The following is a 16,317-nucleotide window of genomic DNA, read 5'->3' as shown; positions in this document are numbered from 1 at the left end:
CACCCCACAGGAGGGCGCATGAAGATCCTCGACGCCGTCAAACAACAACACGCCGCGCTCACCAATTTGCGCCGCGACATCCATGCTCACCCGGAACTGGCTTTCGATGAGCATCGCACCGCCGCGCTGGTGGCCGATCGCCTCGAAGCCGCCGGCATCGAGACCCATCGCGGCATCGGTCGCACCGGCGTGGTTGGCGTGATCCGCGCCGGCACCTCCAAGCGGGCCATCGGCCTGCGCGCCGACATGGACGCCCTGCCAATGCAGGAGCGCAACACCTTTCCGCATCACTCGAAGCACCCCGGGCGCATGCATGCCTGCGGGCACGACGGACACACCGCGATGCTGATGGGCGCCGCGGAGCACCTCGCCAAACATCCCGACTTCGACGGCACGGTGGTGTTCATCTTCCAGCCGGCCGAAGAGGGCGACGGCGGTGGCCGCGAGATGGTCGAAGACGGCCTGTTCGAACGCTTCCCCATGGATGCCGTGTTTGGCCTGCACAACTGGCCCGGTCTGCCCGCCGGCAGCTTTGCCGTGCACGCCGGCCCGGTGATGGCCTCGGCGGATCGCTTCGACATCGACGTGCTCGGCCATGGCGCGCATGCCGCCATGCCGCATCTTGGCGTGGACCCGGTGGTCGCCGGTTCGGCGCTGGTGCAGGCTTTGCAGACCATTGTCACCCGCACGCTCGATCCGCTCGACCCGGCCGTGCTGTCGGTGACCCAGTTCCATGCCGGCGAAGCCTACAACGTGATCCCCGACCGGGCGCGCATCACCGGCACCGTGCGGGCATTCTCCACCGAAGTGCAGTCGCAGATTGAAGCGGCGATGCAGCGTATCTGCCAGGGCATCGGCGCCGCCTACAACGTGAACGTGCGTTTCAACTACATTCGTGGTTATCCCGCTACCATCAATACGCCCGCCGAGGCCGCGCTGTGTGCTGAAGTGGCTGGTGCGCTGGTGGGTGAGGGCGCGGTGCGCACCGACCTCAAACCCAGCATGGGCGCCGAAGATTTCGCCTACTTTCTGCATGAAAAGCCGGGCTGCTACGTCTGGCTGGGCAATGGCCCCGGCGAGGGCGGCTGCACCTTGCACAACCCCAACTACGACTTCAATGATGCCGTGATCCCGACCGGCGTGAGTTACTGGGTGGGCCTGGTCGACCGGCTGCTCACCGCGTGATGCCGGCATGAATATTCTTCGTCTTGCCCTGCGCATGTTGCTGCGCGATCTGCGCGCGGGCGAGCTGCATCTGCTCGCCCTGGCCTTGATTGTGGCCGTCGCCAGCCTGAGCAGCGTCGGTTTTCTCACGGACCGCGTCGGGCGCAGTCTCGATCGCGAGGCCAACCAGCTGCTCGGTGGCGATTTGCTGCTCAGCGCCGACCACGCCTGGCCCGATCCGTTCCGCGAACTGGCACGCAGCGAGGGGCTGCAGACCGCCGACACCTATGTGTTCTCCAGCATGGTCGGCACCGACGCCGCGGTGCAGCTGGCGGCGGTGAAGGCCGTTGGCGACGGCTATCCGCTGCGCGGCAGTGTTCGCATCGCGCCCGCGCGCAATGCGCCGGATGCGACGGTGGCTGACATCCCCCCGCAAGGCGAGATCTGGCCCGACGAGCGGGTGATCGCGGCGCTTGGCGTGTCGGTGGGCGACACCGTTCAGCTCGGTCTGTTAAGCATGAAGATCGGCGGTGTGCTCACCTTTGAGTCCGATCGCGGCGCCAACTTCTTCAGCATGTTGCCGCGGGTCATGGTCAACGCCGCCGACTTGCCGGCCACCGGCCTGATCCAGCTCGGCTCGCGCGTGTCCTATCGATTGCATGTGGCGGGTGAGACGGCTGCCGTGGCGCAGTTTCGCGAACGCGCGACGGCCATCCTCGCGCGTGGCCAAAGCATCGAATCGATCGACAATGCCCGCCCTGAAGTGCGCGTTGCGCTGGAGCGCGCAGAGCGTTTTCTGCGCCTCGCCGCCAGTCTGTCGGTGGTGCTGGCGGCCGTTGCCATCGGCCTGAGCGCCCGGCGCTTCATGGCACGCCATCTCGATGGCTGTGCCGTGCTGCGCTGCCTCGGCGCCCGGCAGGCGCAGCTGATCCAGTTGTTCTTGCTTGAGTTCGTGGTCTTCGGCGTGGTGTCGTCAGTCATTGGCGTGGCCTTGGGTTGGGCCTTTCAGGCCTTGCTGGCCGACGGGCTCGGTGAGGTCTTGCGCGTGGCCTTGCCGGCGCCGTCGATCCTCCCCGTGATGCACGGTCTGGTGGTTGGCCTCGCCTTGTTGCTCGGCTTTGTGCTGCCGCATCTGATCGGGCTGGCGCGGGTGCCGAGTCTGCGTGTCATGCGCCGGGAACTGGGGGAGGGCGTCGGTCCGGCGCGTGCCGCCTGGGCCAGCGGCCTTGCCGTGCTGGTCGCGATCATTTTGTGGGTGGCCAATGATTTCACGCTGGGCGCCTGGATTTCGGCCGGCTTCCTGGCGGCGCTCGGCGGCTTTGCCGCCTTGAGCGGCGTCGGCTTTGCGTTGCTGGCGCGCTTTGCGCTGGCGGTCGGCGGTGGGTGGCGGCAGGGTTTGCTGGCGCTCAGGCGGCGCATGGGCAGCCAGGTGATCCAGGCCACGGCGGTGGGCCTCGGATTGATGGCGCTCTTGTTGCTCACGCTGGTGCGCGCCGATCTGCTGTCGGCCTGGCGAGACACCGTGCCGCCCGACGCGCCGAATCGCTTCGTGATCAATCTTCAGCCCGATCAGCAGCAGGCCTTTCTCGCGTTCTTCCGCGAGGCCGGGCAGCCTGAGCCCGACTTGATGCCGATGATCCGCGGCCGACTGATGGCGATCAACGGGAAGGCGGTGGCACCCGAGGGCTATGCCGATGATCGGGCCCGACGGCTGGCAGAGCGGGAGTTCAACCTCTCGTATTCGACCGCGCTGCCGCTGGGCAACGTGCTCGATGAAGGGCGATGGCATGGCGCCGCCGGCCCTGCCTTTTCGGTCGAAGCCGGCGTGGCCAAGTCGCTGGGGGTGTCGGTGGGTGATTCGGTGACCTTCGATGTGGCCGGTCAGCAGGTCACCGCGCCGGTCACCAGCCAGCGCAGCCTGCGCTGGGACTCCATGCGGGTGAATTTCTTTTTCCTCGCCTCGCCGGGCGTGCTCGATCAGTTCCCGGCCAGTCTGATCACCAGTTTTTATTTGCCGCGCGAGGCGCAGGAATTTTCCCTGGCGCTGATCCGCGCCTTCCCGAATATCTCGGTGATTGATGTGGGCGCGGTGATGGGGCAGGTCGAGGCGATGATCGACAAATTGATCACCATCGTCGAACTGGTGTTCGGTTTCGCGGTGATTGCCGGCGTGGTGGTGCTGTTCGCCGCGCTGCAGTCGACGCGCGACGAGCGAGCACGCGAGTTCGCCGTCATGCGTACGCTCGGCGCGCGGGCGCGGCAACTCAAGCAGAGCCTGCTGGTCGAGTTTGCCGCCATGGGCGCCGCGGCCGGGGCGCTGGCGGGTATCGGCGCCAGCCTGGTGGGTTGGCTGTTGGCGGTGCGGGTATTCGACATGCCCTACGCGCCGGCGCCGGGGCCGGTGCTGGTCGGAGCGCTCGTCGGTGCGTTGGGGGTCATGCTGGTTGGTTGGCTCGGCGCCGGCCGGCTCTTGAGTCAGTCGCCCTTGCAGCTCTTGCGCGAGGCGGTTTGAGTCCATGCCACTGCTATACTCGCCCTCTTTTTTCCGGTGGATAGCGCAGTGACCGAGCAACAGATTCAGTACGCATTGATCGCCGCCCTGTTGGTTTTGCTGGTGGCGGTGCTGGTGTTGATCCTGCGGGTGCGTCGTCTTGAATCCGAGCTGCCCGGGCAGCTCGTAGGTGCCGTGCACGGTGCGCTGGAAGCACAACACCGCGAGATGCTCGGTGATCTGCATGGCGGCCTTGGACGCCAGGCCGATCGTTTGACCGAAGTCAGCGAGATGCAGGGCGAGCGCCTGCGTGCCCGGGTGGATGGCGAGCTTCGCCTGACGCGCGATGCCATGCACGGCCTGCAATCACTCATGCAGACGCAGCTGGCCGATCAGCGAAGCGAAATGCAGCTTCGCCTGAACGACCTGAACAGCGGCCTGCAAGCCGCCAACGCCCGCTTGCGCAGCGAAATGATCGAGCAGACGCTGGCGCGTCTGGGCGAACACGCGCGCGCCGACCGCGAGTTGTTGCAGAACGGTTTGCGTAGCGCCTCTGAGCAGATGGCCAAGGGCAGCGAGGCGCTTAACCGGACGGTGAACGAGCGCCTGGAGGCGATCACCGGCCAGGTGCATCAGCGCCTCGACGAAGGCTTCAAGAAGACCAACGAAACCTTTACCAATGTGATGGCGCGCCTGGCGACCATCGACGAAGCGCAGAAGAAAATCGATGGTCTGACGACCAACGTGGTGAGCCTGCAGGAGTTGCTTGGCGACAAGCGCGCCCGCGGCGCCTTCGGCGAAGTGCAACTTGAAGCGCTGGTGCGCAACTCACTCCCGCCGGATGGTTTCGAGTTTCAGGCCACGCTGTCGGGCAATGTGCGGGTCGATTGCTTGCTGACACTCCCTGAGCCCACGGGCCGGGTCGCGGTCGATTCCAAGTTTCCACTGGAGAACTATCACCGGATGTTCGAGATCGGTGTGGGGGAGTCTGATCGACGCGCGGCACAAAGCGCCTTCCGTCTCGATGTGAAGCGCCATGTGGATGCCATTGCCAGCAAGTACATCATTCCGGGTGAAACCTCGGATGGTGCGGTGATGTTCGTGCCCGCCGAGGCGGTGTTTGCCGAAATCCACGCCTACCACCCGGAAGTGGTGGCGTATGCGCAAGAGCGGCGAGTGTGGATTGTGTCGCCCACCACCTTGATGGCAGTGCTCAATACCGCGCGTGCGGTGCTCAAGGATGTTGAAACCCGCAAACAGATTCATGTGATCAAGGACGCGCTGTCCAAGCTGGCCAAGGACTTTCACCGCTTCGACGATCGCATGCAGGCGCTGGCCCGGCATATCGAGCAGGCCGGCAAGGACGTCAAGGACGTTCAGGTCAGCTCACGCAAGATCACTGCGCATTTCCAGAAGATCGAATCGGCCCAGTTGGACGAGTTGCCCGAGGATCTCGGTGAAGGCGCCGACGACGCGGAAGGCAATTGATCGCGACCACGCCGGGTCGATCTGCCATGCGGGCGGTGTTCGTCATCCTGCTCACCCTGAGCCTGTCCGCCTGCGATGAGGTCTATCGGTATGTGAAAACCGGCGACGTCGGTTGGGCATTGAAAAACGCGTTGCGCGACAAGAAAAGCACACGTATTGAACTGGCGATGCTCACCACATTTCAGTGGGATGAGTTTTTCCTGTTTGGACCCTATCAACCAACGGATGGCGTTTGCAGGCGCCTGGACCTGATGTCAGCGGCATGCAAATCCGTGATCACCGCCGAGTCAGTGGATGACTCGGAGATGCTGATGGTTTTTCGCTATCAAGGCAAAGTGGTGCATGCCGAAATGCACAATCGTTGGCACGGTGACTTCACTCCAGCATCAGAAAAACCGTTTACACCACAAACTGCCATTTTTTCGGTGACGATTGAGGGGGAGGGTGCTGGTGGTGGAGACTGGCTGAAACTGCGTGCTGTTCGCGACATAACGTCGGTGCAGTAGGCGCTGAGCGACGAAGCTCCACCGTGGCCTCAAGCTTGAACTGTCAAAGCGCCCGCAGTGGCGTTTGCGTGGAGGCCTTTAGCCACCAATGTAGGACATCTCGATGCGCTTGAGTTCGTGCGTGTTCTCAGTGCGGATTTCCGAATAGCGGTCGCTGCGGGCCTGCCAGGTGCGGTGGATGATGGCGGCCAGTTCTTCGTCGCTGGCGCCGCCACGCAGCGGGGCGCGCAGCTCGTGTCCTTCGTTGGCAAACAGGCAGGTGTAGAGCTTGCCCTCGGTCGACAGGCGGATGCGCGTACAGGTGCTGCAGAAGGCTTGTGTGACCGAAGAAATGACGCCGACCTCGCCGTCGCCATCCAGATAACGCCAGCGTTCGGCGACTTCGCCGGTGTAGTTCGGTTGGGAGGATTCGAGCGGGAAGACGGCGTGGATGCGGTCGATGACTTCGCGCGATGGCACCACGTCATCCAGGCGCCAGCCGTTGGAGGCGCCGACATCCATGAATTCGATGAAGCGCAGGATGTGGCCCGAGCCCTTGAAGTGGCGCGCCATGTCGACGATCTGGTGATCGTTGACGCCGCGCTTGACCACCATGTTCACTTTGACGGGCATCAGCCCGGCGTCGCGCGCGGCTTCGATGCCGGCGAGCACATCGGCGACGGGGAAGTCGGCGTCGTTGATCTTTTTGAATATTTCGTCGTCAAGCGCGTCCAGGCTCACCGTGACCCGGCGCAGGCCGGCATCGGCCAGTTTTTGGGCCATGCGCGGCAGCAACACACCATTGGTGGTAAGGGTGACCTCGACCTCGGGCAGGGCGGCGAGCGCCTTGATTAATTGATCAACGTTCCGACGCAACAGAGGCTCGCCGCCGGTGATGCGGATTTTGCGCACGCCGTTGGCGACAAAGATGCGGGCAATGCGGACGATTTCTTCGAAGCTCAGGAGTTCGGAGCGTGCGAGGAATGTGTAGTCTTTGCCAAAGACCGCGCGGGGCATGCAATACACACAGCGGAAATTGCAGCGGTCGGTGACCGAGATGCGCAGGTCGCGCACTGGGCGACCGCGTTGATCGGTGAGTTTGAAAGGCTCGGCTGTGTCGATCGAAGTGGCGGACATCGGATTCATCGGCTTTGTGATCACTTGCCGATGTTATAGCAGACGGTGCTTGTGGGGTCTTGTCCGTGGGCAAATCCGGTGTGTATTTCCCGCAAACCCGAAGCATGGGTGAGCAGCAGATCGTGTCGATCTGATACGCTTGCCGGCGGAATAGAAAAAGGGGCTGTCGCTAAGCGACAACCCCTTGTATTCTTGGCTCCCCGACCTGGGCTCGAACCAGGGACACACGGATTAACAGTCCGTTGCTCTACCAACTGAGCTATCGGGGAACTGGAGAAGCGCGAATTATAGGAATGCCAAAAACCGCTGTCAACGTCTTTTACGATTTTTGTGTCAAAATGCCATCCGACTAATGTGCCAGAGGGCCCCCGCTGCGACCCGCTATGAACTTTGAAGACACAGTCTACGTCAAGACGGAACTCGGTGATGCGAGGGCGAAACAGCCCCGCTCGATCAGTTCGCATGAGCTGCGTGCGACGCTGCTGTTGATCGATGGGCGTATTACCGTCCGCGAGATGAAGCGACGCTTTGGCTCATCGCTGGCGATTGATCCGGCGGTGAGTGAATTGCTGCGTGAGGGTTTGATTCAAGCCAAATCGGCCGCGGCTGATGCGTCTGCGGCCATGCTCACAGCAGAGCCGGATCCTGACGACGAAGCCGCCGAATCCTTGCTTGTCGTCGTTGAAGCGCCGCCCGAGGCTCCAGCGGTAGAAGTCATCGATGTGGCGGAGGTTGACACGGACGAAGTTGCCGCCGGCGCTGGCGCGCAAAGCGTCAAAGACGAGCGCATTGAGCCCGAGGGGGAGATCCCCGGGCTCGACGAGCCGATTGACCCCGACGGGGTGCAAGAGCCGGTGGTGGGTGAGTCCGAACGCGACAAGCCGATCACAGACGAGCCGCCTGCCCTGGTGGTGAGTCCGCGCTTGGGCGATAGCACCCGGGGGGGCATGATCGCGTTGGGCTTCTTCGTCGAGCGGCTTTGGCGGGGTTTGTTGCCGATCGCTGCGTTTCTTTTGATTGGTGCGCTGGTGGTTGCTGCTTTCTTGCTGCCAGAACGCTATCGGGCCGACGTCGAATCGGCCATGAGTAACCAGCTGGGCACTTCGGTGCGTTTTGGCGGCCTGCGGGCGTCCTTTGCGGGCGGCGGTTCCTTGCAACTGAGTGATGTGCGGGTCGAGGCCATTCCGTCTTTGCGCGCGTCGGAGGTCTATCTGATCCCGGATTGGCCGGCCTCGTTGCGTGCGGTGGATTGGCGCGTCACGGTGAAGATCACCGAGCTGCGGGGTACGCCTTCGGCCTTTGCCCGGGTCTTGGCGATGCCCGCGCGTTCGTCGGCGGTGGTTGAGACGCTGTTTGAGCGCTTGAGCGTGACGGCTGGGGGCGAGCAGTGGGCGCTGCTGTCGGGCAGCGTTACGCACGACCAGAACGGCGCGACCGCGACGCTGCGTGATGCCCTGGGCGGTTTGTCGGTGACGGCGACCGGAGACGGCGATGCCTTGCGCGTCGACGCGGTGGCAGTAAACCAGGTGTTGCCGGTCTTTTCACAGATTCCGTTCAACACGATGCAAGTCGTTGGCCGGCTCAGTGATGAGGGCTTTGATGTGAGCAGTTTTGGTGCGAGCGCGCTCGATGGCAAGCTGTCTGGCTCGGCCAAGCTGGTTTGGGAAGACAATACGCGGATGACCGCGGAGGTCGCGCTTAGCCAGATCAATGCAGAAGGTTTGCTGAAGCGCTTGGGCAGCAGCGTTCGTTTGAGCGGATCCGTGTCGGGCGCCTTTACGTTGGGGGGTGTTGCCGCGCATCCATCGGAGATCCGTTATGCGTCGAGTGTGAATGGGCGTTTTGATGTCACCAACGGCGCGCTGGGCGGTATCGATCTGGGTGCGGCGATGCGTGAGCGCGGGAGTGGAAAAATTCAGGGCGGAGAGACCCGCTTCGAGACCATGTCCGGGACGCTGACGCGCAAGGCGGAGTCGCTGGAAGTCAAGGTGTCCCGCCTGGAGGCCGGCGCGCTCGAGGCGAGCGGCACATTCAAGATCGGGGCGCTGGAGTCGCTGTCTGGCGCGCTGACGACGGTGGTTGGCCGGGGCGATCGGCGCGTTCGTTTGCCTGTGGATATCGGTGGTTCGCTTGCCGCGCCGACGCTGGAAGCGCGTTTACCGCCGCCGGTCGTTGAGGCCCCGGCTGCGCCAGCCGTCGGCGTCGATGCGTTCGAAGCAAGCTTGGGCCCGGAAACGCCCGGCGCGTCTTTGGAGGTGCCGGTGGTGCCGGGGAGTTTGCGCTGAAAGTTGTGAGTCGTAATAAAAACGGCGCCTGTGAGGGCGCCGTTTTTGTTGATGCTTGCGATAGCGTCAGCTTGCGATGACGGATGCAATTGCCTTGGCGACGGCATCGATATTCTTGCTGTTGAGCGCTGCCAGGCAGATGCGACCGGTCGACACGGCGTAGATGCCATGCGCGTCTTTCATCTGTTCGACCTGTGCGGCGGTCAGGCCGGTGAAGGAGAACATGCCGCGCTGCTGGATGACGAAGGAGAAGTCCCGCGTGACGCCAGCGGCTGCAATACGTTCGACCAGTTGGGTACGCATCAGCCGGATGCGGTCGCGCATGCCGGCCAGTTCGTCTTCCCATTGCGCACGCAGGTTCGGGTCGGACAGTACGGTGGCGACCACGATGCCACCATGCGTCGGCGGGTTGGAGTAGTTGGTGCGGATGACGCGCTTGACCTGCGAGAGCACGCGGGCCGACGTCTCGCGATCGGCGGTGACCACGGTCAGTGCGCCGACGCGTTCGCCATACAGCGAGAACGACTTGGAGAAGGAGCTCGAAACGAAGAATTCCAGACCCGAATCGGCAAACAGACGCAGCGGCGCGGCGTCTGCTTCGATGCCGTCGGCAAAACCCTGGTAGGCCATGTCGACGAAGGCGACCAGGTTGCGCGAGCGGATGACATCAATCACTTGCTGCCATTGCGCGAGCGTGAGGTCGGCGCCGGTGGGGTTGTGGCAGCAGGCGTGCAGGACAATGATCGAGCCGGCTGCGTAGCCATTGAGCGCCTCGAGCATCGCGCTGAAGTTGACGCCGCGGGTGCTGGCGTCATAGTACGGGTAGGTGCCGACCTCGAAGCCGGCGGCTTCGAACAGGGCGCGGTGGTTTTCCCAGCTCGGATCGCTGATGTAAACCTTGGCTTTCGGGTCCAGGCGATTCAGGAAGTCGGCGCCGACTCTCAGGGCGCCGGTGCCGCCCAGCGCTTCGATGGTGACGGCACGGCCGGCATCGACCAAGGCCGAATTGGCGCCAAACAGCAGGGTCTGAACGGCCTTGTTGTAGGCGACGGCGCCTTCGATGGGCTGATAGCCACGCGGCGGTGCCAGTTTCTGACGCTGCTCTTCGGCGATCTTGACCGCCGCCAGGAGCGGAATTTTGCCGTTGTCGTCGTAATACACGCCAACGCCGAGGTTAACTTTTTCGGCACGGGTGTCCGCCTGGAAGGCTTCGTTAAGGCCGAGGATCGGATCGCGCGGAGCCATTTCTACCGCAGCAAAGATCGACGAGGTCATGTTCGCTCCATCTGTGGGTGGCGCTTGGCCACCCTGGGTGAGTTGCGCCGACCGGGGCGACGCGAAATAATCGAAAACTATGTTCACTCATGGCACACAGATTGACCTGTGCGCACAAGGCGAAAATTCTAGCATGACGAAGTCGACGAATTCCGATCGCCTATTGACCTTTGAAGGCAGTCCGTTCCGGCTGCACCGGCCGTTTGAGCCGGCGGGCGACCAGCCTAACGCCATCGAGCAACTGACGATGGGCGTTCAGGACGGTCTGATGTACCAGACGCTGTTGGGCGTGACCGGTTCGGGTAAGACTTTCACCATGGCCAACGTGATCGCCCGCTGTGGCCGACCGGCCCTGGTGCTGGCGCACAACAAGACCTTGGCGGCGCAGTTGTATTCCGAGTTCAAGGAGTTTTTTCCCGAAAACGCGGTGGAGTATTTCGTGTCGTACTACGATTACTACCAGCCCGAGGCCTACGTGCCGTCGCGGGATCTGTTCATCGAGAAAGACTCCAGCATCAACGAGCACATCGAGCAGATGCGCCTGAGCGCCACCAAGAGCCTGATGGAGCGGCGCGATGTGGTGATCGTGGCCACGGTGTCATGCATTTACGGTATTGGTGACCCGGTCGATTATCACAGCATGGTGCTGCATCTGCGCGAAGGCGAGCGCACGGCGCATCGTGACCTGCTCCAGCGTCTGGTGAGCATGCAGTACGCGCGGGCCGACATCGATTTCCGGCGGGGCACGTTCCGGGTGCGCGGTGATGTGATCGATATCTTTCCTGCCGAAAACGCCGAACTTGCGGTACGGGTGGAGATGTTTGATGAAGAGATTGAACATCTCACGCTGTTCGACCCCCTCACAGGCCATCTCAAGCACAAACTGGTGCGCTTCACGGTGTATCCCTCAAGTCACTACGTCACGCCGCGTGCGACCGTTCTGAAGGCCATGGAAGGCATCAAGACCGAGCTGCGCGATCGGATCGAATTTTTTCAGCACGGCGCCAAGCTGGTTGAAGCGCAGCGGATCGAGCAGCGCACCCGCTTTGACCTCGAAATGCTCAACGAGCTGGGGTTCTGCAAGGGCATCGAGAACTACTCCCGCCACATGTCGGGTCGCGCGCCCGGCGAGCCGCCGCCGACCCTGATCGACTATCTGCCGCCGGACGGGCTGCTGTTCGTCGATGAGTCCCATGTGAGCATTCCGCAGGTCGGCGCCATGTACAAGGGCGACCGGTCGCGCAAAGAAAATCTGGTCGGCTACGGCTTCCGGCTGCCCTCGGCCATGGACAATCGCCCGCTCAAGTTCGAAGAATTCGAGGGGATGATGCCGCAGACGCTGTTCGTGTCGGCGACACCCGGAAAGTACGAAGCCGAACACCAGGCCCAGGTCATCGAGCAAGTGGTGCGTCCGACCGGGCTGGTTGATCCGATGATCGAGGTGCGTCCGGCGGTCACCCAGGTTGATGATTTGCTCAGTGAAATCAAGCGGCGAACCGACAAGACCGAACGGGTGCTGGTCACCACGCTCACCAAACGCATGTCCGAAGACCTGACCGACTACATGCTCGAGAACGGTATCCGGGTGCGTTACCTGCACTCGGATATCGAGACCGTCGAGCGGGTCGAGATCATCCGGGATTTGCGACTCGGCGTATTCGATGTACTGATCGGCATTAATCTGCTGCGTGAAGGTCTCGATATTCCCGAGGTGTCACTGGTAGCCATTCTGGACGCCGATAAAGAGGGCTTCCTGCGATCCGAGCGCGCGCTGATCCAGACCATTGGTCGCGCGGCGCGCCATGTGCACGGCACCGCGATTCTCTATGCGGATGTGATTACCGAATCCATGCGCCGGGCAATGGCCGAAACCGAAAGACGTCGAGAAAAACAGACCGCCTACAATCTTGAGCACGGCATTACGCCGGCGTCGGTGGTGAAGCGCATCAAGGACATCATCGACGGCGTCTATGCGCCACAGGATGATGTGTCAAAAGCGACCGGCAAGGCGGCGCCAGTCGACTATGCGGCCATGGACGAGAAGGCCTTGGCACGCGCCATTCGGCAGCTTGAAAAACAGATGCAGACCCATGCGCGCAATCTGGAGTTTGAAGAGGCCGCCAAGTTGCGCGATGAGCTGTTCCGCCTGCGCAGTCAGGCCTTTGGCGCTGATCGACATGATGAAATCTGAGGAGGCGAGGGCGACATTGGTGAAACGAATCTTGTTTGTCTGCACGGGCAATATCTGTCGATCGCCAACGGCAGAAGCCGTGGCACGTCACTGGTTGAAAATGGTCGGGCTCGATGGCGTGGTGAGTGTCGACTCCGCCGGCACACAGGGCGCCCATGCCGGTGAGCCGCCAGACCCGCGCAGCCAGCGCACGGCGGCCATTCGTGGCTACGATCTGTCGCGGCTGCGGGCGCGCAAGCTGACCGAAGATGATTTTGCGCGCTTCGATCTTTTGCTCGCGATGGATGCCGGACATCTGGCGGTCATGCAGCGCAAGTGCCCCCCCGAGTATCTGTCCAAAGTCCGGTTGTTTCTGAGCCTCGCCCCTGATTGTGGCCGGCTTGAGGTGCCCGACCCGTACTACGGTGCAGGGCGCGGGTTTGATGAGGTGCTCGATCTGTGCGAGACCGGCGTGCAGGGCCTGGTCGATATGCTCCGGGACATCCACTGACGTTCCTCGCCTGACGGCGCAATGAAAAAAGGCTCAGCCATGGTGCGCTGAGCCTTTTTTCTGGCCATTAGGCCGAACGGCGGAAAACCTTACTTCTGTGTTTCAACCTGCTGAAGCTCGCCTGCTTGCGCCATGGCCACCGGTGCCGGGCGCGGACGGCCCAAGGGCGTTGCCGGCGTCGTCACGGGTTGCGCCGTGGCTGCGTCCGAGCGTGTTTCGATCATGGTCAGGCCACTCTTGGCCAGATCGATCGGTGCGACCGCTGGTGCGGGGGCCGGCTTCTCAGCGACCGGAGCGACCGGGGCGGGTGCCTCTTGCATCGGCTCAGCGGACACCGTGAGTTCTGCTTCTGGTGTTGCCGATTCGACTGCCGCGGCTTCTTCGACCGGTTCCGGCTCGGCGGCCGTCGGCGCTTGCGACACCTCGGGCGGAGTCACCTCGGCCACGGGTGCAGCCATCTCCGTCGTTGTCGCCACCGGGGCGGCTTCAACGACTTCCGGCATTTCGAGCGACATCTGTGCCGTGGCGGGCTCGCTTGCAGCGGGCTCAGCAGCGACTGGCGCCGCTTCAGCCGCAGGCGTGGCTTCCGCAGTGACCGGCGCAACGTCGGCCGCAGGGGCTTCGGCTGCAGCGGCGACTTCGGCGTGCGCTACCTCGGTGGTGTCAGCGACCGGTTCAGCGGTCTCTGAGGTCGCTTCGGTGGTGCTGTTGTCGTCTGCCGAGGCTTCGCCAGTGGCTTCGCCATTTTCGTTGCGGTTCTGACGCGAACGACGACGACGACGGCTGCGGCTGCGGCCCTCGGACGCTTCGTCGGAGGTGCCCGCATCGGCAGGCGCTGCGTTGGCGTCGTCTTCAGTCGCCTCGGATGCGACCGTCGCATCGGCGTTGGCCGCAGAGTCGTCTTGCGACTCGTCAGTCGTGTTGCTGTCCGCTGTGTCGTTCTGGCGACCACGACCGCGGCGGCTGCGGCGGCGGCGGTTGCCTGTGGACTCTTCGGTTTGTGTTGCCGCAACGGCCACGGCGCCGGCGGTGAGCGCATCGGTTTCAGCCGTTGCTTTGCCCGCTTCGTCGTTTGCCTGGACATCGACTTGCGCTTCGTCGTTGCGATTGCCACCGCGACGATTCCGCCCGCGACGGTTGTTGCCGCGCGCCTCGTCGTTGTCGGCGCGGCTCTCACGCGGCTGGCGGCCGTCGGCCTGAGCCTCGTTGCGGCCGCCTTCCTTGCGATCGCCACGGTCGTTGCGCTCATTGCGTTCACCACGACGGCCGCGACCACGGCGGTTGTCGCCTCGGGAGGACTCATCGCGTGACGACTCGCTGCGCTTGCGGCGCGGGGCTTCAGCGGCGGGCGTTTCGACCGCCGGCGCCTCGGAGCTGAACAGACGCTTCACCCAGCCGAAGAATCCGCCCGATGTCGCCGGCACCGCAGCGACGGCAGGCGCCTCTTCTTTGGGCGCAACCACCGGTGCGGGCTGTGCCGGCGAGATGCCGCGAACGGCCGCTTCGGCACGCGCGGGCTTTTTGCTGTCTTCGATCGCGGCATCGGCGTAATTCACCTCGGCCGGCATCTGCACCATCTGGTAGCTCGGCAGGGCGACTTCGTCCTGATTGAGCTGGTCGTGGCGCAGACGGACGATCTCGTGTTGGGGGGTTTCGAGGTGGCGGTTCGGCACAATCAGCAGATTGACCTTGTGGCGCAGCTCGATGTGGGCGATGTCGACCCGCTTCTCGTTGAGCAGGAAGGTGGCGACATCGACCGGCACCTGGACGTGCACAGCGCCGGTGTTTTCCTTCATCGCCTCTTCTTCGAGAATGCGGACGATGTGCAGCGCCGACGATTCGGTGCTGCGGATGTGGCCGGTGCCGCTGCAACGGGGGCAGGGGATGTAGCTGGTTTCGGCCAGGGCCGGACGCAGGCGCTGACGCGACAGCTCGAGCAGGCCGAAGCGACTGATCTTGCCGGTCTGGACGCGGGCGCGGTCATGGCGCAGCGCATCGCGCAGGCGGTTTTCGACTTCGCGCTGGTTCTTGCTCGACTCCATGTCGATGAAGTCGATGACGATCAGGCCACCGAGGTCGCGCAGACGCAACTGGCGGGCCACTTCGTCGGCCGCTTCCAGGTTGGTGCGCAACGCGGTTTCTTCGATGTCGGCGCCCTTGGTGGCACGACCGGAGTTCACGTCGACCGACACCAGCGCTTCAGTGTGGTCGATGACCACGGCGCCGCCGGAGGGCAGGGTGACCTGACGACCATAGGCGGATTCGATCTGGTGCTCGATCTGGAAACGCGAGAACAGCGGCACGTCATCGTTGTAGCGCTTCACGCGATTGACGTTCTGCGGCATGACGTGGGCCATGAACTGGCGCGCCTGCTCGTAGACGTCGTCGGTGTCGATCAGGATCTCGCCGATATCGGGCTGGAAATAATCGCGAATGGCGCGGATGACCAGACTGCCTTCCTGATAGATCAGGAACGCGCCCGCCTGCGCGTGGGCCGCGCCATCGATGGCACTCCACAATTGCAGGAGGTAGTTGAGGTCCCACTGGAGTTCTTCGGCGCTGCGGCCGATCGCCGCGGTGCGCGCGATCAGACTCATGCCGGCAGGCACTTCCAGGGCGTCCATGACTTCACGCAGTTCTGCGCGCTCGTCACCCTCGACGCGGCGCGATACGCCACCGCCACGCGGGTTGTTGGGCATCAGGACCAGATAACGACCGGCCAGAGAAATGTAGGTGGTCAGGGCAGCGCCCTTGTTGCCACGCTCATCTTTCTCGACCTGGACGATCAGTTCCTGACCTTCCTTGAGGACGTCCTGCGGGCGCACGCGCCCCTGCCCGTCGCCACCGGCGCCCAGGTAGTTACGGCCAATTTCCTTGAAAGGAAGAAAGCCGTGGCGGTCTGCCCCGTAATCAACAAAGGCGGCTTCCAGGCTGGGTTCAACCCGGGTGATGACTGCCTTGTAAATGTTGCTCTTGCGTTGTTCTTTTGCGGCCGATTCGATATCGAGGTCGATCAGTTTCTGACCATCAACGATCGCGACGCGTAGTTCTTCGGCTTGCGTCGCATTGAAAAGCATGCGTTTCATGGGTTCGTTCTCCCGCGTGTTCCACACGGGCAGGACGAGCGGCGCGCACCATCGTGCGAGACGGAGTCTTGCGAGTTATCTTTTTAGGAAAACGGCTCTCATCCGGTAGGTTCTAGCTGTCGAAGGTGGGCTGGTCGATTCTCATGTTTCCCGCCCTAAGGGCCGGAACTTCTGATCCTGCGTGTGGGTGACGCGTATAAGCAAGAAGACAAATCAGGGTTTGCT

Annotated in this window: 11 protein-coding genes and 1 tRNA gene; 7 read left to right on the top strand and 5 right to left on the bottom strand. The window is 63.1% G+C overall.

Features of this window, described 5'->3' with window-relative positions:
• Window positions 1-18 precede the first annotated feature (18 nt).
• Genes FHP89_RS01205 through FHP89_RS01190 form a run of 4 tightly spaced genes read left to right on the top strand, consistent with a single transcriptional unit; the run spans window position 19 to window position 5,649 of the window.
• On the top strand, window positions 19-1,185 hold the full coding sequence (locus FHP89_RS01205) for a M20 aminoacylase family protein (RefSeq protein ID WP_144176637.1): 1,167 nt from the start codon (window positions 19-21) through the stop codon (window positions 1,183-1,185).
• Between the two features lie 7 nt (window positions 1,186-1,192).
• Window positions 1,193-3,676, top strand: coding sequence for an ABC transporter permease (locus tag FHP89_RS01200; protein ID WP_144176636.1), 2,484 nt, complete (start codon window positions 1,193-1,195; stop codon window positions 3,674-3,676).
• Between the two features lie 48 nt (window positions 3,677-3,724).
• Window positions 3,725-5,143: a DNA recombination protein RmuC gene (locus tag FHP89_RS01195; RefSeq protein WP_449240210.1), complete on the top strand. Its 1,419-nt coding sequence runs from the start codon at window positions 3,725-3,727 to the stop codon at window positions 5,141-5,143.
• Window positions 5,140-5,649 carry a hypothetical protein gene (locus FHP89_RS01190; protein WP_144176635.1) on the top strand — a complete coding sequence of 170 codons (510 nt, stop codon included), beginning with the start codon at window positions 5,140-5,142 and terminating at the stop codon, window positions 5,647-5,649. Before FHP89_RS01195 ends, FHP89_RS01190 begins: the two co-directional genes overlap by 4 nt.
• A gap of 78 nt (window positions 5,650-5,727) precedes the next feature.
• On the opposite strand, the gene moaA is transcribed toward FHP89_RS01190, so the two are convergent.
• The 3 genes from moaA to FHP89_RS20885 form a co-directional block, all read right to left on the bottom strand.
• Window positions 5,728-6,765, bottom strand: a complete 1,038-nt coding sequence (moaA, locus tag FHP89_RS01185) for a GTP 3',8-cyclase MoaA (RefSeq protein WP_186300275.1) — start codon at window positions 6,763-6,765, stop codon at window positions 5,728-5,730.
• A gap of 193 nt (window positions 6,766-6,958) precedes the next feature.
• Window positions 6,959-7,034, bottom strand: a tRNA-Asn gene (locus tag FHP89_RS01180).
• Window positions 7,035-7,298: 264 nt separating this feature from the next.
• A complete protein-coding gene (locus tag FHP89_RS20885; protein WP_186300274.1) occupies window positions 7,299-7,613 on the bottom strand; it encodes a hypothetical protein in 315 nt (104 codons plus the stop codon).
• 99 nt (window positions 7,614-7,712) lie between these two features.
• On the opposite strand from FHP89_RS20885, the gene FHP89_RS01175 reads away from it, so the two are divergent.
• Window positions 7,713-9,050: an AsmA-like C-terminal region-containing protein gene (locus tag FHP89_RS01175; protein WP_186300273.1), complete on the top strand. Its 1,338-nt coding sequence runs from the start codon at window positions 7,713-7,715 to the stop codon at window positions 9,048-9,050.
• Between the two features lie 66 nt (window positions 9,051-9,116).
• On the opposite strand, the gene FHP89_RS01170 is transcribed toward FHP89_RS01175, so the two are convergent.
• Window positions 9,117-10,325, bottom strand: a complete 1,209-nt coding sequence (locus FHP89_RS01170) for an amino acid aminotransferase (RefSeq protein ID WP_144176632.1) — start codon at window positions 10,323-10,325, stop codon at window positions 9,117-9,119.
• A gap of 133 nt (window positions 10,326-10,458) precedes the next feature.
• Here FHP89_RS01170 and uvrB point away from each other — a divergent pair, with 133 nt between their 5' ends.
• Both uvrB and FHP89_RS01160 read left to right on the top strand, forming a co-directional pair.
• A complete protein-coding gene (gene uvrB, locus FHP89_RS01165; protein ID WP_144176631.1) occupies window positions 10,459-12,516 on the top strand; it encodes an excinuclease ABC subunit UvrB in 2,058 nt (685 codons plus the stop codon).
• Between the two features lie 19 nt (window positions 12,517-12,535).
• Entirely contained in the window at window positions 12,536-13,006 is a 471-nt protein-coding gene (locus tag FHP89_RS01160; RefSeq protein ID WP_144177249.1) for a low molecular weight protein-tyrosine-phosphatase, read from the top strand.
• 89 nt (window positions 13,007-13,095) lie between these two features.
• On the opposite strand, the gene FHP89_RS01155 is transcribed toward FHP89_RS01160, so the two are convergent.
• Window positions 13,096-16,092, bottom strand: a complete 2,997-nt coding sequence (locus FHP89_RS01155; RefSeq protein ID WP_144176630.1) for an Rne/Rng family ribonuclease — start codon at window positions 16,090-16,092, stop codon at window positions 13,096-13,098.
• Window positions 16,093-16,317: the final 225 nt, after the last annotated feature.

It is taken from the genome of Denitromonas ohlonensis (assembly GCF_007625205.1).
In the GTDB taxonomy this organism is placed as follows: Bacteria; Pseudomonadota; Gammaproteobacteria; order Burkholderiales; family Rhodocyclaceae; genus Nitrogeniibacter; species Nitrogeniibacter ohlonensis.
Note: the sequence above shows the minus strand (reverse complement) of the source record. Positions and strands in the feature narration are given on the sequence as shown.